This is a genomic window from Mycobacterium sp., from assembly GCF_052143115.1.
In the GTDB taxonomy this organism is placed as follows: Bacteria; Actinomycetota; Actinomycetes; order Mycobacteriales; family Mycobacteriaceae; genus Mycobacterium.
In genome coordinates, this window is sequence record NZ_JBKQTQ010000183.1 from 1 (window position 1) to 24,465 (window position 24,465).

The 24,465-nt window shown below is 66.3% G+C and carries 17 protein-coding genes and 2 pseudogenes; 6 read left to right on the top strand and 13 right to left on the bottom strand.

The annotated features are described in order from the left end of the window. The 3 genes from ACLQI9_RS18975 to ACLQI9_RS18985 all read left to right on the top strand — a co-directional run. Positions 1 to 2,416 (top strand): hypothetical protein (locus ACLQI9_RS18975; RefSeq protein ID WP_442391996.1); only part of this gene is annotated, 2,416 nt, incomplete at its 5' end. Next, positions 2,409 to 6,350, top strand: a complete 3,942-nt coding sequence (locus ACLQI9_RS18980) for a hypothetical protein (RefSeq protein ID WP_442381086.1) — start codon at positions 2,409 to 2,411, stop codon at positions 6,348 to 6,350. The genes ACLQI9_RS18975 and ACLQI9_RS18980, both read left to right, overlap by 8 nt. Before the next feature lie 3 nt (positions 6,351 to 6,353). Next, entirely contained in the window at positions 6,354 to 8,168 is a 1,815-nt protein-coding gene (locus tag ACLQI9_RS18985; RefSeq protein ID WP_442381088.1) for a hypothetical protein, read from the top strand. A 58-nt stretch (positions 8,169 to 8,226) separates the two neighbouring features. Here the strand turns inward: ACLQI9_RS18985 and ACLQI9_RS18990 are convergent, their stop codons facing one another. From ACLQI9_RS18990 to ACLQI9_RS19050, 13 genes and pseudogenes are all read right to left on the bottom strand, one after another. Then, positions 8,227 to 9,264, bottom strand: a complete 1,038-nt coding sequence (locus tag ACLQI9_RS18990) for a hypothetical protein (protein ID WP_442381090.1) — start codon at positions 9,262 to 9,264, stop codon at positions 8,227 to 8,229. A 69-nt stretch (positions 9,265 to 9,333) separates the two neighbouring features. Further along, positions 9,334 to 10,377, bottom strand: coding sequence for a YncE family protein (locus ACLQI9_RS18995; RefSeq protein ID WP_442381091.1), 1,044 nt, complete (start codon positions 10,375 to 10,377; stop codon positions 9,334 to 9,336). Between the two features lie 32 nt (positions 10,378 to 10,409). Continuing rightward, positions 10,410 to 10,645 (bottom strand): annotated as a pseudogene (locus ACLQI9_RS19000) (hypothetical protein); the annotation flags it as partial. Between the two features lie 459 nt (positions 10,646 to 11,104). After that, positions 11,105 to 12,478 carry a replicative DNA helicase gene (dnaB, locus tag ACLQI9_RS19005; RefSeq protein ID WP_442381093.1) on the bottom strand — a complete coding sequence of 458 codons (1,374 nt, stop codon included), beginning with the start codon at positions 12,476 to 12,478 and terminating at the stop codon, positions 11,105 to 11,107. Positions 12,479 to 12,964: 486 nt separating this feature from the next. Continuing rightward, entirely contained in the window at positions 12,965 to 13,423 is a 459-nt protein-coding gene (gene rplI / locus ACLQI9_RS19010) for a 50S ribosomal protein L9 (protein ID WP_442391997.1), read from the bottom strand. Between the two features lie 31 nt (positions 13,424 to 13,454). After that, positions 13,455 to 13,712: a 30S ribosomal protein S18 gene (gene rpsR / locus ACLQI9_RS19015; protein ID WP_442381097.1), complete on the bottom strand. Its 258-nt coding sequence runs from the start codon at positions 13,710 to 13,712 to the stop codon at positions 13,455 to 13,457. A 51-nt stretch (positions 13,713 to 13,763) separates the two neighbouring features. Then, entirely contained in the window at positions 13,764 to 14,291 is a 528-nt protein-coding gene (locus ACLQI9_RS19020; protein WP_442381099.1) for a single-stranded DNA-binding protein, read from the bottom strand. 199 nt (positions 14,292 to 14,490) lie between these two features. Continuing rightward, on the bottom strand, positions 14,491 to 14,781 hold the full coding sequence (gene rpsF, locus ACLQI9_RS19025) for a 30S ribosomal protein S6 (protein ID WP_442381101.1): 291 nt from the start codon (positions 14,779 to 14,781) through the stop codon (positions 14,491 to 14,493). Between the two features lie 85 nt (positions 14,782 to 14,866). Then, positions 14,867 to 16,519: a glycosyltransferase family 87 protein gene (locus ACLQI9_RS19030; protein WP_442391998.1), complete on the bottom strand. Its 1,653-nt coding sequence runs from the start codon at positions 16,517 to 16,519 to the stop codon at positions 14,867 to 14,869. Continuing rightward, on the bottom strand, positions 16,516 to 19,059 hold the full coding sequence (locus ACLQI9_RS19035) for a transglycosylase domain-containing protein (protein ID WP_442391999.1): 2,544 nt from the start codon (positions 19,057 to 19,059) through the stop codon (positions 16,516 to 16,518). The genes ACLQI9_RS19030 and ACLQI9_RS19035 overlap by 4 nt, the downstream gene beginning before the upstream one ends. Beyond that, positions 19,052 to 19,477, bottom strand: coding sequence for a DUF5318 family protein (locus ACLQI9_RS19040; RefSeq protein ID WP_442392000.1), 426 nt, complete (start codon positions 19,475 to 19,477; stop codon positions 19,052 to 19,054). Before ACLQI9_RS19040 ends, ACLQI9_RS19035 begins: the two co-directional genes overlap by 8 nt. A 94-nt stretch (positions 19,478 to 19,571) precedes the next feature. Beyond that, a pseudogene (locus ACLQI9_RS19045) lies at positions 19,572 to 20,537 on the bottom strand (MFS transporter); the annotation flags it as partial. A gap of 46 nt (positions 20,538 to 20,583) precedes the next feature. Continuing rightward, positions 20,584 to 21,771, bottom strand: coding sequence for an LLM class flavin-dependent oxidoreductase (locus ACLQI9_RS19050; RefSeq protein ID WP_442383143.1), 1,188 nt, complete (start codon positions 21,769 to 21,771; stop codon positions 20,584 to 20,586). A gap of 248 nt (positions 21,772 to 22,019) precedes the next feature. On the opposite strand from ACLQI9_RS19050, the gene ACLQI9_RS19055 reads away from it, so the two are divergent. The 3 genes from ACLQI9_RS19055 (at position 22,020) to ACLQI9_RS19065 (ending at position 24,429) form a co-directional block, all read left to right on the top strand. Then, complete coding sequence (locus ACLQI9_RS19055) at positions 22,020 to 22,562, top strand: PadR family transcriptional regulator (RefSeq protein WP_442383141.1); 543 nt, start codon at positions 22,020 to 22,022, stop codon at positions 22,560 to 22,562. A 53-nt stretch (positions 22,563 to 22,615) separates the two neighbouring features. Further along, positions 22,616 to 23,725: an inositol-3-phosphate synthase gene (locus ACLQI9_RS19060; protein ID WP_442392001.1), complete on the top strand. Its 1,110-nt coding sequence runs from the start codon at positions 22,616 to 22,618 to the stop codon at positions 23,723 to 23,725. 143 nt (positions 23,726 to 23,868) lie between these two features. Then, complete coding sequence (locus ACLQI9_RS19065; RefSeq protein WP_442392002.1) at positions 23,869 to 24,429, top strand: MFS transporter; 561 nt, start codon at positions 23,869 to 23,871, stop codon at positions 24,427 to 24,429. The last annotated feature ends 36 nt before the right edge of the window (positions 24,430 to 24,465 follow it).

The window sequence follows — 24,465 nt, forward strand, 5'->3', positions numbered from 1 at the left end:
CGGCTGCCCGCAGATCAGCGTGCCGCCCGACCAGCTGCCCGACCTGAAACAAAGCTGGGCGTGGGCGCACGCTCAGCTCGACGACCCAGCGGACTGCAGCACCGGCCGGTCACGCCTGCTGTGCCCGCGCCAACTGCCGCCCGGGGTGCCGATGCGCGCGGTTCTCGTCCCGGCCTTCGCCGCAGGGGTGGCCGCCGCAGGGGTGGCCTCCGCGTCGGGCACGGCGCCGCCGGCCACCACCCAGGAGCCGGCCTGGAGTAGCCCCGCGACGGAAGCAGTCGTGCTGCCGGTCTACGACAGTTGGACATTCACCACCGGCGACAACCTGGACTTCGAGACCCTCGCCAAACGGATCACCCCGCTCAAGCCTGGAGCGATCGTCGGTCTGGGGTTCACGAACGTCGACGTCAGCAAACCGCTACCCGAATCCGGCCCGCCACCGGATCCGGGTACGGCGCTCACCGTCTTACCCGTCGATACGGCGCTCGCTCCGATCGGCCCGCAGTCCCTTGACGCCGGCCAGCAAGCCCTGCTCAGCACGAGCGCGCAACAATTGGTCCAGGTCATCAACGGCCGCGTGAACAACCGCCAACTGTGCCCTCCCATCCGCGGTCAGTACCACGTCGAGCGCGACCAGCTCGACGCCACCGCCTCGACCTGGCTCGACATGGCCAACCGGGATCCGCGACGCCGACTGGCCGCCGGCCATGGCGCGGATTGGGTGAACGCCAACCAGGACGACCTGATGGCACAGGCCTGGCAACAGGCCGGGCAGGTGCGCGAAGCAGCCCGGCAGCTCAAGGCAGCCCGCGCAGCACTCGCGATCACCGACTCGCTGCACAGCCGCCACGTGCTGCCGCTGTCTCTCGATGAAGCGATCCGACTCAAAGCCCCCGCGGCGGGTCAACTACCGGTCGCCGCCGGCACACCTACGCACGCCGCGACCCAACCTCGCCCGTTGGCCGACGTGCTGACGGCGTCCGCTGCTCCCAAAGGCGCGGGCAGTACGCATTTCGCCCGGCTGACTCGCACCCTCGCCTCCATCAAGGTCAACACCACGATCACCCCCACAGGCAAGCCGATCATCCCCACGGGCGCCGCGCTGACCAGCAAAGCGATGACCGGCAAGCTGTTCGGCATGCCCGGTGTCAGCACAATCTCCGCGACGGTAGCGCCCGCGTCGGCGCCCATCTCCCCCGACGTAGCCGCGCCGGCGACCCTTCAATGGGGACTGCAGATCCTCGTCGGCCCCAATCAGGCCACCCAGACCCATGAGTACCTGACCCAGCAGTGGGAACTCGTCGGCAACGTGCAGACCGCGTTGGGCGAAATGCCGACCACCACGACCCAGGGCATCACCCCCATGATGGTCACTGCCGGCGGCGTTGACCAACAGACGATCTCCGCCGCCGGTGTCGCTCAACACGGTCTGCCGAACACCGGCCAGGTCGGTGTGACTGCGTTATTTATCACCGGTGACGCCGCGGCCAGCGTGTGGGGATCAACGCCGTCGCCGATCAACGCCGTCGCCCAACGGGTGCAGTCTCAACTGACCACCGCCGCAGGAACGTCGCCGGTGAGCAGCAGGCCTCCCGGGCCAATCGCCGTTCGGCCCGCTGTCACGGATCTGGTCGATGCCCAACTGGTCGTCGACATGCAACTCGCGCTGCCCACGCCCCAGGTCGGCGCTCCGCTGGGCCTAGCACTGCTTGAACAGGACCCGAATTGGCTGGTGGCGGGGGCGACGGAATTCCCCGACGACACCGCGACCCTGCTGCAACCCAACGCCGAGGTCATCGAGGCCATCTTCCTCGGCGCGAACTACGCCATGCTCGACGAATACCTGTGGCGCGGCTTTCCCACCGATCGCCGCGGCACCCCGGTCCGGAGGTTCTGGCCCACCGCCGACCCCGATCACGCTCCCGACGACATCCCCCCCATCGACCAATGGGACAAGAACAGCCCGCTGGGCACCCACCTCGTCAGCGATGCCTCAACCACCCTCACCCTGCTGATGCTTCGCAGCGAACTCTTTCAGCGCTACCCCGCCATGGTCATCTGTGCAGTGCCCGCCATCGTCAACGGCGGCGTCCTCACCCCAAACAAAAGCGCACAGTTCACCAAGCCGACGTTCCCGATGATCGCCATCGACGCCCGCACACGCATCATCGGCTTCAGCATCGACCACGCGACCCTGACCGGGGGGCCCGGGTATTATTTCGTCTTCATCGAGCCCCCGACCGGCCTGCGATTCGGCTTCGAATCCGATGCCTGGCCCGCCGGGTCGAACCCCTTTCTCGACCATCCCTTCGACGAGGGATTCCAAACCAGCGCCGCACTAGCTGGCAATGCGTTCCAACCACCCGTTCGGGTCTTTTTGCACTCCTCGCAAATGGTGGGCACTGGCAATGGCTGACCACCACCCGCTGGACGCCTCGGCGCCGCTATGGAGCGACCTCGCTCCCGTGCTGCTCACCCCGGTGCGGCTGGAGACGCGCTACCTGCTCGACGCGGCGCCGCCGGTGCTGGCGATCCGTGTCATCCCCGATGACATCGCCCGCTACAACTTCGAACCCGACCTGACCGCAGCCGAACACGCCGCAGGCACCGCCTACTGGACCGCGTGTGCCGCCGGTGCCGACCCCACCGCAGCGTGGGTGCAGGTGCAGAACCAGCTCGGCAATGCCCGCGGCGCCTGGGCCGTCGAGGTCACTCGACCCGACTCCACCATCAGCGATCCCGGTACCCGCACCACAGTCCAGGCCGCCAGCAGCCTGATCCTGCCCGATTACTTCACTTTCTCCGGCGTGCGAGAAGGAAAGCAGATTTTCCAACAGGACGGTTTGCCGCTGCCCGCCGACCTGTGCCTGGGTCCCGACTGGAGCAAGCTTGGCGGCGGCTCGCCCGACGACCCCGCCGATCAACATCCCTGGACCGGCGCCAGTAAGTGGATGATCGACCTGGACGAGGCCGTGAGTGTCGGGATGGCCGTGAGGGTGCCGCTGACCGGCACCGCGACGCTGACCGGGACTAACCTCGCGCTCGACTCCATCACCGTGGTCGGGGTCAGCAGCGCCACCTCCGCCGACGGAGCCGATCGGCTTGCCCGCACCCTGCAAGGCCACCTGTACACGTCCGGATTGGGCTACCCGCCGCCGGGATCACCGACCAACAACACCGACGCCACCCGCTCACAGTGGAGCAGCGCGCCCGCCATGCGCAGCCCCGCCGACGTGGCCGCAGCCATCGCCGCGGCCGCCCCCGGCCTCGGACAACCCGGCGTCGCATTAGCCGACGCGCTGGGCCTGGCCGACGATCTACGGCCAGGCGTTCCCGGCCGCCGCGACCTGTTGGCCGCACCACTGGGCACCCAAGCCAACGACCCCCACAATCTCACCGAGCGTGCTCACCAAATGATCTCCACCTACTACCGCAACCTCACCAAAGGGGGCCGACTGACCACCGATCCGATCGCCGCCCACTTCGTTTCGTTCGTGCGTGCCGACGGACCGTTGCCGGTTCTGCGGGTCGGCCGTCAGCCCTACGGGGTGCTCCCGGTCGCCGACCTGGGCACGTCGTGGACGGCCACGGACCCGCCAGATGTTGCCGACGACGTCTACCGCGCGGTGATCAAGTCCGCCCTTGGGCTCGACGCCCTAATCGGCCTCTCGCCCCACCTGTCGGCCGACCCCCGCCAAGACGAGGACCCAGTCCTGCTGGGGTTGCTCCAGCGCCAGCCCACCGCGACTCAACTGCGCGCCCTCAACGATGCCCACACCGTGCGCGGCGAGAGCACACCTCCCGGCACGGCCCCCCCGTTCAACCCCAGTATGTCCGCGCCGTTCGACCTGACACCCAGCCCACCCGCCGACGCCGACAGTCCACCCAGTCCGCCGACCTGGCCGCTGGCCGCGATGGCCCAGCATGGCTTCGCTGGCCCGCTGGATCCCCGAATCGATACCGACCTTTTCAGCACCACGGACCCGGTCCTCAACGACTTGTGCCACCACAACGGTGCGTATTGGGCGGTGCAGGCCTACGCCGCACTGCACTGGCAGGGCGCTTTGCTGGCCGCGCAAGGCTTCGTGGCCACGAAAGGATCGGACACCACCCTGTGGAACGGCTATACCGGCGCCTTCGAGAAGGCCCTGCAACCGCTGCGTGACCTGGAAGCCGACGCGGCCAGCGACTGGGGTGCCGTCGACACCCAGGTAGCCGCCGCGGTGACCGCGCTGGGTCAGCGGCCCGACGCTTGGGCCACTTCGGTGGCCACGGCCCGACTGCAAGCCTTGCGCTCCACCGTTGCCACCGGCATCCACCTGGGCATGTACGGCTGGGTTGTCGACGTCGAACCACTATCTCCGGAGGCCCGCGCCAGCGAGAGCGGCTGGACACTGACCCCCTCGGCGCAACACGCCGTCACCGCCTGCGTGCTGTTCGCCGGAGCCGAGGCCCACAACTCCACCGCGTTCAACATCGACCTGACCTCCGCGCAAGTCCGTCGCGCTCAAACGCTGTTCGCCGGACTGCGTGATGGCTCCACCCTTGAAGTACTCCTCGGTTACCAACTCGAGCGCGCCCTGCACGACAACCACCTCGACGCCGCCATCGCACCCCTGCGCAACCACTACCCATTGCCCGTCGTACCGGCGACCGGGCTGCCCGATGCATCCCGCACCGCGCGCCTGGTGGTCGACGGCGAAGCCGTGCGGCGCGATCCCCAGGCCAAAGCCACCATCGTGTCCCTGTTGACCGCCGCCGACGCGGACACCGTTCAAGCGATCCTCGATGGACTCAACGACACCGTCGACGCGGCCAGCGACGTTCTGCTCGCCGAGTCGGTTCACCATCTCATCGGCGGGTCGCCGCTGCGGGCCGGGCTGACCCTCGACACCATCGGCAAGGCCGGCCCGCCACCCCAGAGCCTGGACGCCATCACCACACCGACCGCCGCGGTCACGGTCACCCACAACCTGGCATTGGTCGTCGGCACACCCGACCCCTCCGATGCGAGCTGGTTTTCGGGCCCATTCGCCGCACGCGCCAACCTCGACCCCGCCGCCGAAGCAGTCGCCGCCTGGGCGCTGGGCACTCCCAACGACTGGCGCATCGATGTCACCGACGCGACCAGCAACACCGTGACCTCACTGACCCCCACCGACCTGGAGATGTCGGCGATCGACCTGGTCGTAGAACTCACCAACCCGCCGGACGCCTCAGCTCTGGCCGCCCGGGCACGTGCGCATCTGACAGCCTCGGCCGGCAGCACGATCACGGTGCACCGCACCGACGGACATGGCGGCCCCGACGCCGCGGCGCTGCTCGTCGCCGCGATCCGCGCCGTGCTAACGCAGGCTCAGCCGGTGCTCAACCCGGCCACGGTCCTCGACCCCGCATCCGACCCGACCACTGTAGAAGGCCTCGACGGGCTCACCACGCGGGTCACTGATTGGTGGACGAGTGTGCACAACGCCCTCAAAAGCGGCGGGGCCGCGACGTCCGTGCTCACGGACTTGGCCAAACTCGGCCTGCAGGGCGCGCGATTCGACTCCCCGCCCTCCACGCTGACCCAACTGACCAGCCTGTGGGTCAACGTCGTCGACATCCTCGCCGACCTGCCAACGGCCACCGGGGCCGCCGGCGCTTCGGCCCGGCTGGCAAAGCTCGCGAGCACGGTGCGCGCCGCGGCCGGGGACTGGTTCACCGCGTCGACGAGTATCGGCCCCGCCGACGGCGCCCTCCCCGGCGGTCAGCCCACGTCCGGTGCGGGCGACGACGACGTCGCCGACTGGATCGCCAGCCACACTCCCATGTGCGCCGGCGTCTCTGCGCTGGCCGACCTGCTGATGGTCAGTGGAGCCTGCGGCGTCGCCGGCAGCCCGCAGTGGATCGTGCGTCAAAACCTCACCGCCGACGCCACCGGCCCGTGGGCAAGTCCCAACAGTCCCGGCGCCTGGATCGGTGGTGGCGACCCGGGAGGCCGCTCCGGAATCGCGCTGACCGGCCTGCATGTCGGCGATCCCGCGTCGCAAACCCAGATGTGGGTCAGCATCGACCACTGGAGCGAGGCGTTGCCACTCCGCTTCAAGGTCGACACGTCGCCCCCGGATTCGACCGATGAGGCTTCGCCACCCGATTCGACCACCGGCCGTGAGCATGCCGCCGCGGTGAGCTTGCGATTCGACTCCCCGGATTCCCGCGCTCCACAAGCGCTGCTGCTGGCCGTCCCGCCCGCACCACAACGGGGTTGGAGCCGTACCGACGTTCAGAACGCCGTGCAGCAAACACTCCTGTGGACGATGGCTCGACCGGTCGACGGCGACGACCTTCCTGAATCGAATTGGTCGTGACTGATGACTGACCCCACGCCGGCCGACTTCCTGATGAATGGGCCCCAGGCCCGTTTCGCAGCGGTGTTGCGCTCGCCGGACATAGAAGACGGCCTGGCCGCCCGCCTGGCCGATCCGCTGTGGATGCTGGCCCGCCAATGGCAGCTCGGCGAATTCCGCGGCGACGACGCCGGATCGCTGATCTCGCTGAACTTCCAGGCCAACACCCACATGCCCACCTGGTGGCGGCCCGAACCCGACACCGACCAGCCCAACGCCCAACCCTGGCAGGGGTGGACAGTCGATGACGGACCGCTCGAAGCCACCATCGACGCCGAACCCGACGACGGCACCGCCTGGGTGCGGCTGCGTATCGACGGTGGCGTCGCGGCCCGCCGCGCGTTGTGCGCGGTGGGGTTGGCGCAGGTCGCCGCTCAACTGCCCAACGCAGCGCCCTGGCGAACCAAACCGACGGAATCTTCCAGCCCCCTCGACTCTCCCAGCCCCCTCGACGCCCTCGTGATAGCCAGCACACCTGACGCCGCGTCGCTCGACACCTTCATCGCCCCCTGGGCTGACCCCAGCGTGCCCATGCCGGCGTCAGCCATTACTCAACTCGGCGTCCCTGCGGCCGACGTCGCTACCGTCGCCGCCGCATTGCGCACCTGGCAGACGTGGTGGCGCGCACGCAGCAGTGGGGTGCCCACCGGGCAGGAAACGGGCCCCGTCGATCCGCCCGCATGGGACACCTCCCGACTGGAATATCGGGGGTCGCTGGCGTTCGCCTCGGCTCCGGGCGCGCAGCTGTACATCGACCGGCACCCTGGCGGCGCCGTGGACTGGTATAGCGCCGACATCCTCGCCGGACCGCCCTCCGGCGCCGCCGGTGCTCCCCCGCCGTCGCCGAAACCGATTCCGGCCCAAACTATCTCAGTAGCGTCCGTGCCGCAGCCGGCGCGATTGCCGGGCATGCCTGCCCTGCGGTTCTGGGAATACGAAGACGCTGAAGTCGATTTCGGCGCCATCGACGCCGACCCCGCCGACCTCGCCCGGTTACTGCTCGTGGACTACACCACCGTCTACGACCACAATTGGTACTACGCGCCGATCCGGATACGGGTCGGCGCGCTGGTCGAAGTCGGCGCCAGCACACCAGTCACCGCAACCGACTCGTTCGGAATTCCCTTGGAACTCCAGCCGCTGGCCGAAAGGCCCGGCGCCAACACCCGGATGTTCACTCCGACCGGCATCACCAACACCCAAAGCGGCACGGCCGCCGAGGCCGCTTGGAGTACGCGATGGTTCTGGTTTGCGCCCCGGCTGGCCGCTACGCTCGACAGCGACCCAATCGAACAGGTCAGTGTGCGTCGCGACGAAGCCGCCAACCTGGGGTGGGCGATCATCAATACACGCAGCGACTCCTATGGACGCGCCAGCACCGCGACGTCCACATCGCCGCCGACACCAGCGGCAGGCAATGTCGCTGCGACGCCCGCCGATGCAGCGCCCGCCGTGCCCTACTACACCCTGGAGAGTTCGCTGCCCAACACGTGGCGCGCGCTCGTCCCGACCCCGATCTCGACCAGTGACAGCGCCTACCTGCTTGTGCTGGAGCAGCCGATCAGTGACGATCCGAGCCGTGACGATCCGCCCCGGCTGCTTGCCGCAACCTACTGGGCCATCCACGAAGAAGAACTCGGCGACGCGGGCCTGACGCTCACCCGAACCAGAACCTTGGGTCGGTGGTACGGCGGGCGCGTCTACACCTGGACCGGCCGGACCGCGTGGCCCGGCGGCGGTGAAGCTGACAGCGGACTCACCTGGGATTACCTGCGCTGACCCCACCCAGAGTCAGCGAATTTGCTCTCGGCCCGCTGACGATTGGACACTGGCGTCGTCAGCCGGTGACGCCGATTATCGGCGTCACCAGTTGCGGCAGGCGCGCCTTGAACTCGTCTGTAACGTGCAACACCCGATTGTTGATCCGCTGAGTGGCCTGCCCACCGGTCATCGGCACGCCGCCGACTGGCAGCGATGTGGTCGCCGTAACGCTCGGCTGCGGTGTGCCGGTCGCCAGCGTGAAGAACACCGGAAGCACCCCACTTACGGCCGGCGTCAGCGTGGACAGGTACTGCGCAGTGACTGCTAGCTGGCGATGTACAGATGCATTGACGAAGTCCGTCACATCCGCGATGCCGCCCGCCGCCTCCGTCACATCCGCGATGCCGCCCGCCGCCACCTGGGCCGGCGTGAGATTGCTGATCCCGTAATGCCCCGCCGGGTGATAGGCGTTGCGTCGGGCGCCGGTCAGTTCGAGCAAGATCCCCAACAGCGCTGGCCCCGAGACACCGATCGAGCCGGCGAGGTGCGCCACCGCCCACAGTTCGTCATCGGTCAGCATCCCGGTAAGCGGCGCATTACCCGGCCGCCGGTAGTCCCCGGGGAACGGCAGCGTGACCGGGTTGCTCCCCACCGGGACCATCGTCGGGGGGGCAGCATCAAATGTGAGCGCGTAATCCCACAGGATCTCCTGCCCGCGCGAGACGTCTACCGCGATCGACAGCTCCGCCTGCTCCGAGTCGTCGATACCTACATAGTGACCGTTCTGCATTTCCACCGACTCGAAATAGGTGAAGTCTGCGGTGATGCCCAACAGGGCCGGGGCCACCGCTCCCACCGAGACCGCAGTGCTGAGGCCTGGGGCGGGGATATACGGGTTCCTCGTCTGGTTGGCTACCGACGACCCGTCCGTGGCACTCCGCGCCGTATACGTGTACGTCGGCAGCGGAAACGCCTTGGTCATGGGGTAGTTGTTCGAGGACACCACCATGTCCTTCATCTCGAACTGGTTGTACCAGTGGTCTTCCCACGAGACGTTGAACCCGGTCGAGTCCGACGCCAGCCAGAAACTGTAGAGCCGGTAGGGACTGATCACGATCGGCTTCCTCTCCGCCCGCGCAAGAACGTTTGTTGATGAATGAAATGGCCGAAGTTCCTCGATGCTTCAGCTGTTCAGGTCGAAAATATTGAGCACTTTGGCGGCAGAGTCGAAGACGTAGATGCTTTGCCCGGCCGGATCGATGGCGAAAGGTCCCGCGTTCTGCAGCTGGGGTTGCAGCTGAGTGCCCAGGTTTGCGTCCAACACGACCAGCGTCGGCGACGTCACGCCACCCTCGCTGTCCGGTTGGCCGACCATTACGAAAAGGCTTTGACCGTCGGGGCTGACGGCCAGCTGGTGAGGGGCCGACGGCAGGGGGAAGGTCTTCACAACCGCTTTGATGCCGAGATCAACGACCACCACCGACCCGGTACCGCCCCCGATTGGCCCGACCGCCACGAACAGCGACTCACTGCCGGGATCGACCGCCATGGCGATGACCGCGTTCGGGTTAAACATCACCGACTTCGCGGTGGTGAAGGACGCGAGATCGACGATGTCGATACGCTGCATTTGCAGATTGGTGATCGCATAGCGGCCATCCGGGGTCAGTGCGATGTGGTGGGCTTGCTCGTCGGTGATGTTGGCCGTAATGGCCTTTTGGACGGTGTTCGTACTGGTATCGACGACTGCCAAGTAGCCATTGTCCTCCACGTCCGGCGGCTGCTGCTGCCCGGCGACTAGCAGTTGGCTTCCGTCTGCAGTGACGGCCACTGCGGTGAGCAGCCCCATCGCAAATGTCGTTGCAGGCGCGGCGGCAATCGCACCGGCCGGTACGAGTACGGGTAGCGGTGTTACCTCGAAGGTGTCGGTCTGGATGGAAAACAGGTGTTCGTCACCTGCGACGTAAATAAAGCTCCCGTCGGGCGTCACCGCGATATCCGTTGGTTCCTCGCTGAGGAAGACGTCCTTGACCACACTCAAGGCGAGCAGGTCGGCGACGGCCATCCCGTAGGTCATGGTGTGACCAGAACGTTCGGCAAAAAGGAGATACGCCTGCCCCTCGTTGAATTCCTGCCGGTTCACGGCGGAGCACCTGACCTGAAAGGCAGGAACCAGGGTGTCGATCGAGCCGACCTTCGCACCTATGGGCGTGCTGTTCTCAGTCACCTATGTGCCCCCTTACGGAGTGGTCGCTTCAGCTAATTGTCGGCGCTCGGAGTCAATTTCGTGGGCCTACGGCGACAATTGTGGTGTCTCGCTTTGCTGCTGAAACAGTTTGTTATTCCGCCGGTTACGGCCGTGACGTATGTGGCGCGCCGGTCGGGGCTCTCGCTCTGTGCCGTGTCGTCGGCGTTCTTCATGTCCCGAGTTCGACGAGGATGGCCGGGTGCTGCGCCAAGTTAAGGCCGGCGAGGTCCGCGCGCCCGTAAAGCCCTTGTCAGCCCCACTCGGATGGTAGTAGGCACCCGGGGGTGGGCATTTGCTTAACCGCTGCCTAGGGACAGTGTGCCTCTTGACTGTTTGGAAAGGTGCGCGCAGGTTATCGTGTGCTCACCCCATGCCTAGGTCAATCGCCGCCTTGCCATCGAATGCACCGTTAACCATTGCAGTTCAGTGGTTTTCGAACCATTATGGGGTTTTCGGCACGGTGCAGATAGCGCATTTCCCATTAACGTCGACTCAAGCGAAGGCTCGGTATTGCCGCCTAGGCACGGGTAACAGCTGCGGTGAGTTGCTGCACGAGCACCGATCAGCCGCTAGGGGATTGTTGTCGTCTCGGCGTGATCCAGCCGTCAGCACCTGCGAACGAGAACTTTGGATTCCGCGCGCGGAATCAGTGGATTAACTAGTGGGTCCGTCGTCGTAGGACGTGGCGTAGAGACAGAAGACGTTCCTACCGTGCCATGTTGGCGAACCGCGACAGATGCAGCTGGTGAGCCACCGTCACCGTCTTGGTCGGGCCGTTACGGTGCTTGGCCAGAATGAGGTCCGCCTCACCGCCGCGCGGGTCGTCTCGCTCGAACGCATCGGGCCGGTTCAACAGGATGACCATGTCCGCGTCCTGCTCTAGCGAGCCTGACTCACGAAGATCAGCAAGCATCGGCTTCTTGTCGGTGCGCTGCTCGGGACCGCGGTTGAGCTGGCTGATCGCAATGACCGGGACTTCGAGCTCCTTGGCCAAAAGCTTTAAGTGGCGCGAGAATTCCGAAACCTCGACCTGCCGTGACTCGACCTTTTTGCCGGAGGTCATCAGCTGCAGGTAGTCGACGACGATCAACCGCAGATCGGCCCGCTGTCGCAGCCGGCGCGCCTTGGCGCGGATCTCCATCATCGTCAGATTCGGTGAGTCGTCGATATACAGTGGCGCCTCACTGATTTCGCTCATCCGCCGTGCCAGCCGGGTCCAGTCGTCGTCACTCATCCGACCCGAACGCATATCGGCAAGCTTGATTTTCGCCTCGGCCGACAACAGGCGCATCACGATCTCGGACTTGCTCATCTCCAGCGAGAAGATGACGCTGGCCATCCGGTTCTTGATCGAGCAGGACCGCAAAAAATCCAGTGCAAGCGTCGACTTGCCCACCCCGGGCCTGGCCGCGACGATGATCATCTGACCCGGATGCAGGCCGTTGGTCACTTCGTCGAGCTCGGTGAACCCGGTCGGCACCCCGCGGGCAAGGCCGCCGTTCGAGGCGATCGCGTCGATCTCGTCCATCGTCGGCTGCAGCAAATCCTCCAATGGGACGAAGTCCTCGGAGAGCCGCCGATCGGTGACGTCGTAGATCTCGGCCTGTGCGCGGTCGACCACCTCGGCGACGTCGGCGCCCTCCGCGCCCGCGTAGCCGTACTGGACCACCCGGGTGCCGGCTTCCACCAGCCGGCGCAGCAGCGCCTTCTCGGAGACGATATCGGCGTAGTAGCCGGCGTTGGCCGCCGTCGGCACCATCGAGATCAGGGTGTGCAGGTAAGGCGCACCGCCGACCCGGCGCAACAGGCCGCGGCGGTCCAACTCGGCGGCGACCGTCACGGCGTCGGCCGGCTCCCCCCGCCCGTACAGGTCCAGGACGGCGTCGTAGACGTTCTGATGCGCCGGGCGGTAGAAGTCGCCGGGCCGCAGCTTTTCCAGCACGTCGGCGATGGCGTCCTTGCTCAACAGCATTCCGCCCAGGACCGACTGCTCGGCCGCGAGATCCTGTGGCGGCTGACGGCCGAAGTCCTCGCTGGGCACGTCCATGCTGGGGTGGCCGAGATCGTCGACGACTGCCATGGCCTCCCCACCTCCTTCGGCACGACGCTCGAACGCACATTCAATATGGCGACTTGACCCTAAGTCATGCCGCCGACATCCCTCGTAGTCAAAGCACCGCGATCACCCCACAACCGGGTCGACGCTAAAGGTTGCTGGCAAGGACTCCAAACGGCGTTGTTCATAGACCTGTGGATCGTGTGTGGATATCCGTCAGCGCCTGTGTTGAGGGGGTGTGGAGAACTTGTGGAGCAATATGTGGCATTGCGGCATCACTGCAGATAAGCGCACCACACAGCTAGACACTTTGTGTGGATGGGAATCTCTTCGGCGTGTCGGGTCGGGTTGCCGCTTCGGGCGTGTTGCGTTTCAGGCAATGATTCGCGGCGTTAACGGACGGTTACGTTCGCTAACAGTCGAGCCTGCGTGCAAGTTCGCCAGCATCTGTAGCAACGCCAAAACCCCGGTCACGGCCGACCGGCCGCCACCGGGGTTGGGTATCGAGCCTTAACCCTCGGCGACGACGTCGAGTGCGACCTCGACGTCTACCTCTGGGTGCACATGCAGCGTGACCGGATGGTTGCCGACGGCCTTGATGTGACCCTTGGGCAACCGGACGATGCGCTTGTCGAGGTTGGGCCCGCCAGCCTTTTTGATCGCGGTGACGATGTCACCCGGCGTCACCGACCCGAACAGCTTGCCCGCGTTGCCAGCGGTCTTCACCGGCAGCGCAACCGCGCCCAGCGCCTCGATCGCTGTCTTGATTTCGTTGGCGTGCTCCAGGTCTCGCACTTGCTTGGATTCACGGGCACGACGGATGTCCTCGACCTGCTTCTGCGAACCGCGCGACGCCACGATCGCCAGGCCACGCGGAAGCAGGAAGTTGCGGCCGTATCCGTCCTTGACCTCGACGGTGTCGCCGACGGACCCGAGGTGGTCGACGTCGGCGGTCAAAATGAGCTTCATGTTTTCGTCAATTCCGTTCTGCGTTAAGCGGTTACCGCGCCGAGGAGGTGAACGGCAGCAGCGCCACCTCGCGGGCGTTCTTGACCGCGATTGCGATATCACGCTGATGCTGCACGCAGTTGCCGGTGACGCGACGTGCGCGAATCTTGCCGCGCTCGCTGATGTAGGTGCGCAGCAGCTGGGTGTCCTTGTAGTCGATCTCTTGGCCCTTTTTGGAGCAGAACACACACTTGCGCGTCTTGACCGGCTTTTCCGGCGCCGGCCGCCGCTTGTTACTGGACTTGGCCACGTCTGTCTCTTTCGTTCTGTCGATCTAAAAGTTCGGAAGTTGGTTAAAAAGTTAGAAGGGTGGTTCGTCGTCGCCGCCGCCGAACGAACCGGAAGCCGGGGCGCTACCCCACGGGTCGTCGCCGCCGGTTCCGCCGCCGGTTCCGCCGCCGGTCTGGGCCGGCTGACGGGAGCCCCCGCCGCCACCACCGAAGCCACCGCCCCCGCCGCCGCTGCGGCTGGCCTTGTTGACTTTGGCGGTGGCGTAGCGAAGTGACGGGCCGATCTCGTCGACCTCGACCTCCACCACGGTGCGCTTCTCGCCCTCGCGGGTCTCGAACGAGCGCTGCTTGAGCCGGCCCTGCACGATCACCCGGGAGCCCCGGGTGAGGCTTTCGGCCACGTTCTCGGCGGCCTCACGCCAGATGGCGCACCGCAAGAACAGCGCCTCGCCGTCCTTCCACTCATTGGTCTGACGATCGAACATGCGCGGCGTCGACGCGACCGTGAAGTTCGCGACGGCCGCGCCCGACGGCGTGAACCGCAGTTCGGGGTCAGCGGTCAGGTTTCCGATGACCGTGATGGTGGTGTCACCAGCCACAATGTCCTCCTGGGTCCGCCGCGAATCGGCGGGTGGGTGGTCAAGAGCGTGCTGTCGCAGAGCCTACGCAACGGCTACGACGCGACGCGGTCATTCGCCAACAGGCCTGGCAATCTGCATCTGCTTATTGCCCGACTCTCCCCCGCAAGCGGGAGGTACCCCCACCTCATCGCGCTTCGCGCTCTGCATCGTCGTCGGGCTAGTGCTTGTCGGTGCGCATGACTTTGGTGCGCAACACCGACTCGTTCAGGCTGAGCTGACGGTCAAGCTCGGACACCGTCGCAGGCGCGGCCTGCAGGTCGATCACGGCGTAGATGCCCTCGGCATGCTTCGTGATTTCGTACGCGAGCCGCCGCTTACCCCAAATGTCGACCTTGTCCACCTTTCCGCCGTCCTTGCGGACAACGTTGAGAAAGGTCTCCAACGACGGGGCTACGGTGCGCTCGTCGAGGGTCGGGTCGAGGATGACCATGATTTCGTATGGACGCATGGGGACCTCATCACCTCCTATGGTCGTGTGCGGCCACGGTCTTTTCCGTGGCAGGAGGGTCGCCTGCGTCGGCAACCGACCCAGGCTACCGGACGGGGGCCGAGCCTGCGAAATCCACTTCGGCCGCGGCGCTGGACAGGGCCGGTTGTCGTAGCCGGGCCGGACGCAGCCAGGGCGCCAGCCAGCTGGGTGGCGCATCGCCGGCCCGGTCGAACACCCCGCCCGCCGGATCGTCCACCCGTCCACTCCAGCGCACCAGATCCTCCTCGGGCCGGTAGATCTGGCGGACCACCAGTGCGCACAGGGCCAGCACCGCGACGTCACGCAGCAGCACCGTGGCGGTGAACCACTGCTCGGGCAACCCGCGGTTGGGCACGCTGTAGAGGTAGTACATCCGCGGCACCCACACCAGCGCGTCGATCGTCATCCACGTCAACAGGATTCGGCGGTGCGGCAACGCCAGCACCGCCAGCGGCACCAGCCACAATGAGAACTGCGGACTCCACACTTTGTTCGTCAAGAGAAACGCCGCCACCACCAAGAACGCCAGCTGGGCAACGCGTGGTCGCTGCGGAGCCGTCAGTGCGACGTAACCGATTGCCGCACACGACACCACGAACAGCGCCAACACGACCATGTTCAGAACCTGCGGCGGCTGCCAAAAACCCAGCTTCGGATCGAAGCCCTGCCAGCCGCTGAACGACTTGACGACGTTGAACAGCGAATCCATGTCATCGGCGCGGCGGGCGTTCAGCCGGAAAAACTCCGACCAACCCCGGGGAAAGAGCACCATCACCGGCAGGTTCACCGCCAGCCACGTCGCCACCGTCGCAGCTGCGGTGCGGGCCAGCTCACGAAGCCGCCCCGTGCGGATGCCCAGCACCAGCAGCGGGCCCAACAACAACACCGGATACAGCTTGGCCGCGACACCCAGCCCGATCAGCACCCCGGCCAGTACCGGTCGCCGTCGCGCCCACGCCAGCAGCCCGCCAATCGCCAAAGCCGTTGCCAGCGCGTCGAAATTCGTGAACATCTGAAAGATCACCAGCGGCGACGCGCCGACCAGCGCCGCGTCCCACACCCGACGGCCCGCCAGCCCCGCGGTGACCCACAACGTCGTCAGCCAAGCCAACGCCAGCCCGAGTGCGGCGACATCGAAAAAGATCACCACCTCGGCGATCATCGGTAGCCCGATCAGTTTGCTCACCACGGTGTAGGTCTTGGCCAGCGCCATCGAGATGTACTGATACACCCCGGTGAGCACCGGATACTCCATGTAGCGCACCGCGGGCCGGCCGTCATAGCGGGTCTGCGGCTTGCCGTCGGCGTCCTTCTCGACCCAGCTGGCCTTGTACGGAAACTTGCCCTGGCTCAACAACTCCGCGCCGTACAGTGGCACGGTGTCGGAGTAGCACAGCTCGTAATAGGCGCGCTGGTTCTGCCAGTTGGCGACCCGCTGGTCACCCGGCCCGGTCCCGCTGCTTTGCAAGCACGCCGCTTTCGTCGACCAACCCAGCGCCAAAAACACCAGCGCGATCAAAAACATCACTCGCAACGGGGTGAGGAAAGCGGTGCGCCCTATCATCGCGTGCCGGCCCACCGGGCCGCCCACGACGTCGGACAGCGCCGCTCCCAGAATGTCGGTGCGACTGGGGCAATCGCGGTCGTCAGCGGAGCGCAAGTCGGCGGCCAAGGGCCGCGGCGAAACGCCTGCGCGGCCCGTCCCGGCGCCGGTCACGGCGGCGGCGGAGCAGGCTCGGGTGCTTCCGGTGGCAGCGGCGCAGGTGCCGGCACCGGCCCGACCGGGACGGTGGTGGGCGGACCGACCGGGATCGTGATGCCCGGTGCCACCTCAATCGTCGGCTGGATGACCGTCATCTGCGGCGGCGCAGGTGGCGGTGGCGGCGCGGCCGGCGCCCCGGCGTAGCCACCGATCTCGGCCGGCTTGGGGAAGGACTCCGTTGTGGTGCCCTTGAGGGCACCGTCCATGGTTGCCTTCCAGATGTCCGACGGCAGGCCCGAACCGAAGATCGGCGAGCCCCACTTGTTGACCAGTGGCTTGTCGCCGGTGACCGTGCCCACCCATACCGCGGTCGAGAGCGACGGGGTGTAGCCGACCATCCAGGCGTCTTTGTCGGCGTCGGTGTCACCCAACTGCGTGGTGCCGGTCTTGGCTGCCGACGGCCGTCCGCCGGCCAACGTGTGGCCGCGCGAATACGCGGCGATCGGCTGCATCGCCGACGTGACGTTGTCGGCGACGTCCTTGGGGATCCGCTGTTCGCCGGAGTTGTCGGAGCCGGTGGCGTCAAACAACACCCGGCCCTCGGAGCTGACCACCTTTTGCACGAAATGCGGTCGGTGATACACACCCGATGCGGCCAGCGTGGCGTATGCCGATGCCATGTCGATCACCCGGGTCTGATACTGGCCCAACACGATTCCGTTGTTGGGCGGGCCACCCTTGCCGTCTTCGGACAGCGTGTGCTCAACACCGGGGAAGCCGGTCGCAATGCCCGCCTGGTGTGCGGCGTCCGCGACGTCGTCCGGACCGTTTTTCAGCTTGAGCATCAGCCGGTAGTACGAGGTGTTCAGCGACCGCTTGAGCGCCTCGGCGATATTGCAGGTTCCGCAGCCCTCACCCTCGACGTTGCTGATCTTGATGCCGTTGACCGTCAGCGGTGAGCTGTCCACCTGATAGCCCAGACCGATGCCCTGCTCCAGCGCGGCGATCAGCGCGAACACCTTGAACGACGACCCGGTCTGCAGCCCGGCTTGGGCGAAGTCGAAGCCGTGGGCATCATCACCGCCGTAGTAAGCCTTCACCGCGCCGTTGTGCGGATCGATGGAGACGACGGCAGTGCGCATGTCGGGGGCCTGCCCGTCCATGTACTTCGACACCGCGTCCTCCGCGGCCTTCTGCGCTTGCGGATCGATGGTGGTGGTGACCTGCAGTCCCTGGGTGTTCAGCGTCTGCTCGTCGATGTTGAACAGGTCAAGCAGCTCTCTGGTCACCTGCCGCTCGATCAACCCGTTGGGTCCGGTGGTCTGGTTTTGCGCGCGGGCCTGATCGGGCGGCACCGTCGGCGGAAACGCTTGCGCCGCCCGATCCTTCGGCGACAGTGCGCCGATGTCCACCATGCCGTCGAGCACCCAGTTCCACCGCAGCTTGGCGCCCGGGAGGTCCACTGCGGGGTCCAGTGTCGAGGGACGCTGGATCAGCGCCGCCAGCAGTGCTCCGTCGGCCACGGTGAGCTGATCGACGGGCTTGCCGAAGTAGGCCTTGGACGCCGCCGATATCCCGTAGGCACCTCGGCCGAAGTAAATGATGTTGAGGTAGGCCTGCAGCACATCGTCTTTGGACCATTCGCCCGACATCTTGGTGGCGATGACGAGTTCCTTGGCCTTGCGGATCAGGCCGCCGACTCCGGCGCGCTGTGATCCCACCAACGCGTTCTTCACGTACTGCTGGGTGATCGTCGACCCGCCCTGCGTGTCGCCACCGAAGATGTTGTTCTTAAACGCCCGCGCGAAGCCGGTGAACGAGAAGCCGGGGTTGGAGTAGAAGTTGCGGTCCTCGGCCGCGATCACCGCCTGCCGCACGTGCACCGGCACCTGGTTGATGCTGACGTCCTCGCGATTGCCTTCCGGTGGAACAATTTTGGCCAGCTCTGAGCCGTCACTGGCAAGGATCGTCGAGACCTGGTTGGTGCGGATGTCGCCGGGCTTGGGAATGTCGACGATGAAGTAGGCCATCGCGAAGGTGACGATCGGCAACAGCAGCAGCACCGCGGCGGCGACGTAAAGCCCGCGACGGACCCCCGTCCAGCTGATGCGGTGCAGCCACGTCCAGTCGATCCGCTGGACCCAGCCCCAGTCCGGCAGTGGCAGCTTCCGCCGCGGTGGACCCGGCGGGCGGCCGCCGCCGCCCCCGCCGGTCGGGTCTCGGTGACGCCGTGGCGCCCTGGCTTCCAGCGCCGCCGTGGCCAACTCGAGCGGGTCGCGCCGTTCCGTCGCCCTGGCCGGCGGCCGGCCATCCAGCGCGGCCTTGACCTCCTCGATCGGATCCCGTAGCGGACCCGACGTGTCGTCCCTGACCGGAGGCAGGATCGTGGTCAACCGGTCGTCGGGGGGAACCGCGGAGCGCTGCCGGGGCGGTGAGCCGGGCGTCGGTCCCTGACCACCTCCATTTTCAACGGAGGAGTCCTTGGGCCCACCGTCGGCCCCCGACCCGTTCGGGGTTTCAGCGGCCGAGTGGTCTTGCTGTCCTTCGTTATTCACTGGCCGTGCGCGCGCCGTTGCGCGCTGTCCGAGTGCCCTTGGGAGGGCGGGCCGGGCGCGCTGCGCCGAGCACATACGACTTGACCAAGTGATTCCAACTGCAGGTCCGGCATACCTCCACCACGTGTACGGAGAACTCTTCGTAACGGGATGCCAGCACGACCAATTCTTCGGCGGTGCGCGCCGAACCGGATACCGCGCCCAGGTGGTCGCCGAATACCCACGACACCAGCGTGAGCTGTTCCTTCCGGCAGATCGGGCACATCACCGAGCTGAGCTTCCCGTGGAATTTCGCAGCGCGCAGCAAGTACGGGTGGGCGTCACACACCTCGGAGACACCGGTCCGACCCGAATAGACCTCGGCCAGCAGTGAGCGCCGCCGAAGCGCGTAGTCGACTACCTGTCGCTGCAATCGCACGATGACCAGAGTACGTCCGAAGGACCGATGCCGAGAGATTGCCCGGCCACTCCGTGTGCCTTCGTGGCCGTGCCCGCGCGGGCCCCATCCGGGGTCATCGTGGGTTGAGCAGGACTGTCGCCCCCACGCTGAGCACCGCCGTCGCAACCAGGTAGCCGCAGGCGTACCACGGTGCGCCGTGGCCTGCCGCGATGAGACTGGTCAGAATCAGCGGTGTGAGACCGGACGCATAAATTCCGGACACCTGATAGACGGTGGACAGGCCGGTGTACCGGATGCGGGTGGGGAACAGCGACGCGTACAGGGTGCCCTGCGGCCCATAGAACCAGGCGTGAATCACGCCGAACGCCACCACCATGCCCACCGCGAACCACACGATGTTGCGGGTATTGAAGAGTGCGAAGACCGGGAAGGTAGTCAGCCCGAACGCCGCAATACCGGTGGCGTAGATCACCCGCGCGCCGAACCGGTCCGCCAGCCGGCCTGCCACCGGAAGCAGCACTGCCATCACCAAGGCGGCGACGGTGACCACGATCAGCACTTGAATTTTTCCGAGGCCGAGGGTGCCGGTGGCATACGCGATGGCGAACACCCCCCAGGTGTTGAATGCGGCTCCCTCAGCCCAGCGGGATATCAGACCCAGAAGGGTCTAGCGCAGCGCCGGCGGGGTGAATACCTCACGCACCGGAACGGCCGAGCGCTCGGCCCGCGCCTCCATCGCCCGAAAAGCCGGTGTTTCGGCCACCAGTAATCGCACCAGCAATCCGAAGAACACCAGCACGAAGCTGAGCAGAAAGGCGATGCGCCACCCGTAACTGGCGAATGCGTGCGCGGGCAGCAGCAACTGCAGCGTCGCGAACACACCCGTCCCCAGCGCCAGGCCGAGTGCCAGCCCGATCTGCGGGGCACTGCCGTAGATGCCGCGGCGATCGTCCGGGCTGTGCTCGACCGCCAACAGCATCGCGCCGGCCCACTCCCCGCCCAAGGCGAAGCCCTGGATAATCCGCAGCGTCACCAGCAGCACGGGTGCGAGAGTCCCGACTTGCGCGGCGGTCGGCAACGCTGCGGTGCCGTCATCATCGGGCGGCGCGGGGTCGGTAACCGCGCTAAGAAGCACTGACGTCTCCGACGTGCGGGAGGAACGCGGAGCGGGCCGGCCCGGTCGGGCCGGCCAGGTCGGCACCGTCACCCAGCAGGCCCCGCCGGGCGAGGAGCGGGCGGACTCCTTCCCCGAAGATGTAGGCCTCCTCGAGGTGTGGATAACCGGAAAGGATGAAGTGGTCCAGGCCCAGCTCCGCGTACTCGGCGATCCGGTCGGCGACCTCTGAGTGCGAACCGACCAGGGCGGTGCCTGCGCCGCCGCGAACCAGACCAACACCGGACCACAGATTGGGGTAGATCTCCAGCCGTCGGGCATCCACCCCGACACCGAAATCTTCACCGCCACCGTGTAATTGGCGCATCCGACGTTGTCCCTCGGACTCCGACCGGGCGAGTGACTGTTGCGCCGCGGCCACGGTCTCCGGGTTCAGCGCGCTCAGCAGCCGCTGCGCCTCGGACCAGGCCTGCTCGCTGGTGTCGCGCGAGATGACGTGTAACCGGATGCCGTAGCTGAGTTTCCGGCCCCGCGCCTTGGCCAGACCGCGGATCCAGTTGAGCTTCTCGCTGACCTGCGCGGGCGGCTCGCCCCAGGTCAGGTAGGTGTCGGCGTACCTGGCCGCGACCTGGCCGGCCTCCGGTGAGGACCCGCCGAAAAAGACGGCAGGCAGCGGATCGGGACGGCGCCCCAGCGACACCTGCTCGACGCGCAGATGTTCGCCGGCCACGGTCACCGGATCGTCGGACGTCCACAGCCTGCGGACGATATCGAGGAACTCGCCACATCGCGCGTAACGGTCCCGCTTCTCCAGGAAGTCGCCGAACGCCCGCTGCTCGATGCTTTCGCCGCCGGTGACCACGTTCAGCAGCAGCCGGCCCTGGGAGTGCCATTGAAAGGTCGACGCCATCTGCGCGGCCAGCGTGGGACTGATCAGCCCTGGACGGAACGCCACCAGGTACTTCAGCGACTCGGTGCTGTTGATCAGCATGGCCGTGGTCAGCCAGGCGTCTTCGCACCACAACCCGGTGGGTGTGAGCACCGCCTCGAAGCCGTTGCTCTCGGCGGCCTGGGCGAGCTGGATCAGGTATCTCAGATCGGCCGGCCGGTCGCCGTGCATATTGCCTCCGTGACCACCGGCGATGAGGTCGCGAGAATCCCCGTAGGTGGGCAGAAACCAATGAAGATGTATCGACACGCTATTTGTTTATGCCTGCTAGCGACGGCCACTAACAGGCTTGCAACCACGGTGATTACAACCCGACCGCCGGCCAGGGCACCTTCGAGCGGGTCACCAACCCCGCCCTCCTGACGGCCCGGAAAAAGCGGCTGAACAGAGCGAGAACTCCAGCTGGAGTGGCGGCGAATATATCGAGTCGATACTATGACGCGAGACAGTTACGCGACATAAACTGTCGCACCGGACCGAGCAAAGGAGGCGACTCGATGCTGGAGCTCGCCATCCTGGGACTCTTGCTCGAGTCACCGATGCATGGCTACGAGCTGCGCAAACGGCTGACCGGTCTGCTCGGGGCGTTCCGGGCGTTTTCCTATGGTTCGCTCTACCCCGCGCTGCGACGGATGCAGGCGGACGGGCTGATCGCCGAGAACGCCGCGCCCGCCGGGATGCCGGTGCGGCGTGCCCGGCGCGTCTACGAATTGACCGATGACGGCCGCAAGCGCTTCAACGAGCTGGTGGCCGACACCGGCCCGCACAACTACACGGACGACGGCTTCGGCGTGCACCTGGCATTTTTCAACCGCACTCCGGCCGCGGCGCGGATGCGCATCTTGGAAGGCCGTCGTCGCCAGGTCGAAGAACGCCGGGAAGGCCTGCGTGAAGCAGTGGCGCGGGCCAGTAACTCGTTAGACCGCTACACCCGCCAGCTACATCAACTCGGGTTGGAGTCCAGCGAGCGCGAAGTCAATTGGCTCAACGAGTTGATCGCGGCAGAACTATTAGCGCAACGCCGCGCTGAGCAGTCCTAGAGCCGGTAGACCACACCATCCACCACACAGATATGAGTTAAGGAGAACGCGGTATGAGTGAGCACAAGCCGCTAGGGGCGCCCGGGGCGCGGCCCGAGGTCCGGGTCGCTATTGTCGGCGTCGGCAACTGCGCGTCCTCGCTGGTCCAGGGCGTGCAGTATTACTACGACGCCGACGAGAACAGCACTGTGCCCGGCTTGATGCACGTGACGTTCGGCCAGTACCACGTTCGCGACGTGAAGTTCGTCGCCGCATTCGACGTGGACGCCAAGAAGGTCGGCTTCGACCTGTCCGAGGCGATTTTCGCGTCGGAGAACAACACCATCAAGATCGCCGACGTGCCCCCCACCAACGTGACGGTGCAACGCGGCCCGACTCTCGACGGCATCGGCAAGTACTACGCCGAGACCATCGAGATCTCTGACACCGAGGCCGTCGACGTGGTCAAGGTGCTGCGCGACGCCAAGGTCGACGTGCTGGTCTCCTACCTGCCGGTGGGCTCCGAAGAAGCCGACAAGTTCTACGCCCAGTGCGCGATCGACGCCGGGGTGGCATTCGTCAACGCGCTGCCGGTGTTCATCGCGTCCGACCCGGTGTGGGCCAAGAAGTTCACCGACGCCGGCGTGCCGATCGTCGGTGACGACATCAAGAGCCAGGTCGGCGCGACGATCACCCACCGCGTGATGGCCAAGCTGTTCGAGGACCGCGGCGTGCAACTCGACCGCACCATGCAGCTCAACGTCGGCGGCAACATGGACTTCTTGAACATGCTCGAGCGTGAGCGGCTGGAGTCGAAGAAGATCTCCAAGACGCAGGCCGTCACGTCGAATCTGCAGCGGGAGTTCAAGACCAAAGACGTCCACATCGGCCCGTCCGATCACGTCGGCTGGCTCGACGACCGCAAGTGGGCTTACGTCCGGCTGGAGGGCCGTGCCTTCGGTGACGTGCCGCTGAACCTGGAGTACAAGCTCGAGGTGTGGGACTCGCCGAACTCAGCCGGCGTGATCATCGACGCGGTCCGGGCGGCCAAGATCGCCAAGGACCGCGGCATCGGTGGACCGGTGATCCCGGCATCGGCTTACCTGATGAAGAGCCCGCCGCAGCAGCTGCCCGACGACGTTGCGCGCGCCCAGCTCGAAGAGTTCATCATCGACGCCGACTAGCGTCTCGCGACAACCGGCCCGCCACCGAAGTGGCGGGCCGGTTTGCGTTGCAGCGAGTATCCGGGCGCCCTGTGGCCAGCCTCACGGATTACCGGGGTCGCGACGCCACATCTTCGGCGCGTTCGACAGCGACAGTCCTCGTGGTGTCCGTCGCGGCCTTTCTCGCCAGCCTGGACTTGTTCATCGTCAACATCGCCTTCCCGGAGATCCGCACGGCCTTCGGCAACCCCGATCTCGGCGCGATGTCGTGGATTCTCAATGGCTACACCATCGTGTTCGCCGCCTTTCTCAACCCCGCCGGCCGGCTCGGAGACCGCTACGGGCATCGCCGCGTCTTCCTGTGCGGTCTGGTCGTGTTCACCGTGGGATCGGCCGCCTGCGGGTTGTCAGGGTCGTTCGTCATGTTGGTCGCCTCCCGCGTCGTTCAGGCCCTCGGCGCGGCGATGCTGATGCCCAGTTCGCTCGCGCTGCTGATGGCCGCCGTCCCCGCGTCGCGTCGCGCCGCGGCAGTCAGCAAGTGGTCGGCGATTGACAAACACCGCCCGGCAACTAGGCACCGTCTTGGGCACCGCGGTCTTGACCATGATCTACCAACCGGGTATCGACCTGACCACCATCAGGCACGGCTGGGAGTTCATCGCCGCAGCCGCAAGCACATCAGCGTTGATCGCTGCGGGATTAGGCGCTTGGTGGCGAAGCGGTGACGCAGACCAACCCATGGGGGTCGACGACGCCATCGT

Bases quoted from the DNA above. Each gene is read 5' to 3' on its own strand.
- ACLQI9_RS18980 (WP_442381086.1), top strand. From the start codon at position 2,409: ATGGCTGACCACCACCCGCTGGACGCCTCGGCGCCGCTATGGAGCGAC.
- ACLQI9_RS18985 (WP_442381088.1), top strand. From the start codon at position 6,354: ATGACTGACCCCACGCCGGCCGACTTCCTGATGAATGGGCCCCAGGCC.
- dnaB (WP_442381093.1), bottom strand. From the start codon at position 12,478: ATGGCAGTCGTCGACGATCTCGGCCACCCCAGCATGGACGTGCCCAGC.
- rplI (WP_442391997.1), bottom strand. From the start codon at position 13,423: ATGAAGCTCATTTTGACCGCCGACGTCGACCACCTCGGGTCCGTCGGC.
- rpsF (WP_442381101.1), bottom strand. From the start codon at position 14,781: ATGCGTCCATACGAAATCATGGTCATCCTCGACCCGACCCTCGACGAG.
- ACLQI9_RS19055 (WP_442383141.1), top strand. From the start codon at position 22,020: ATGCTGGAGCTCGCCATCCTGGGACTCTTGCTCGAGTCACCGATGCAT.
- ACLQI9_RS19060 (WP_442392001.1), top strand. From the start codon at position 22,616: ATGAGTGAGCACAAGCCGCTAGGGGCGCCCGGGGCGCGGCCCGAGGTC.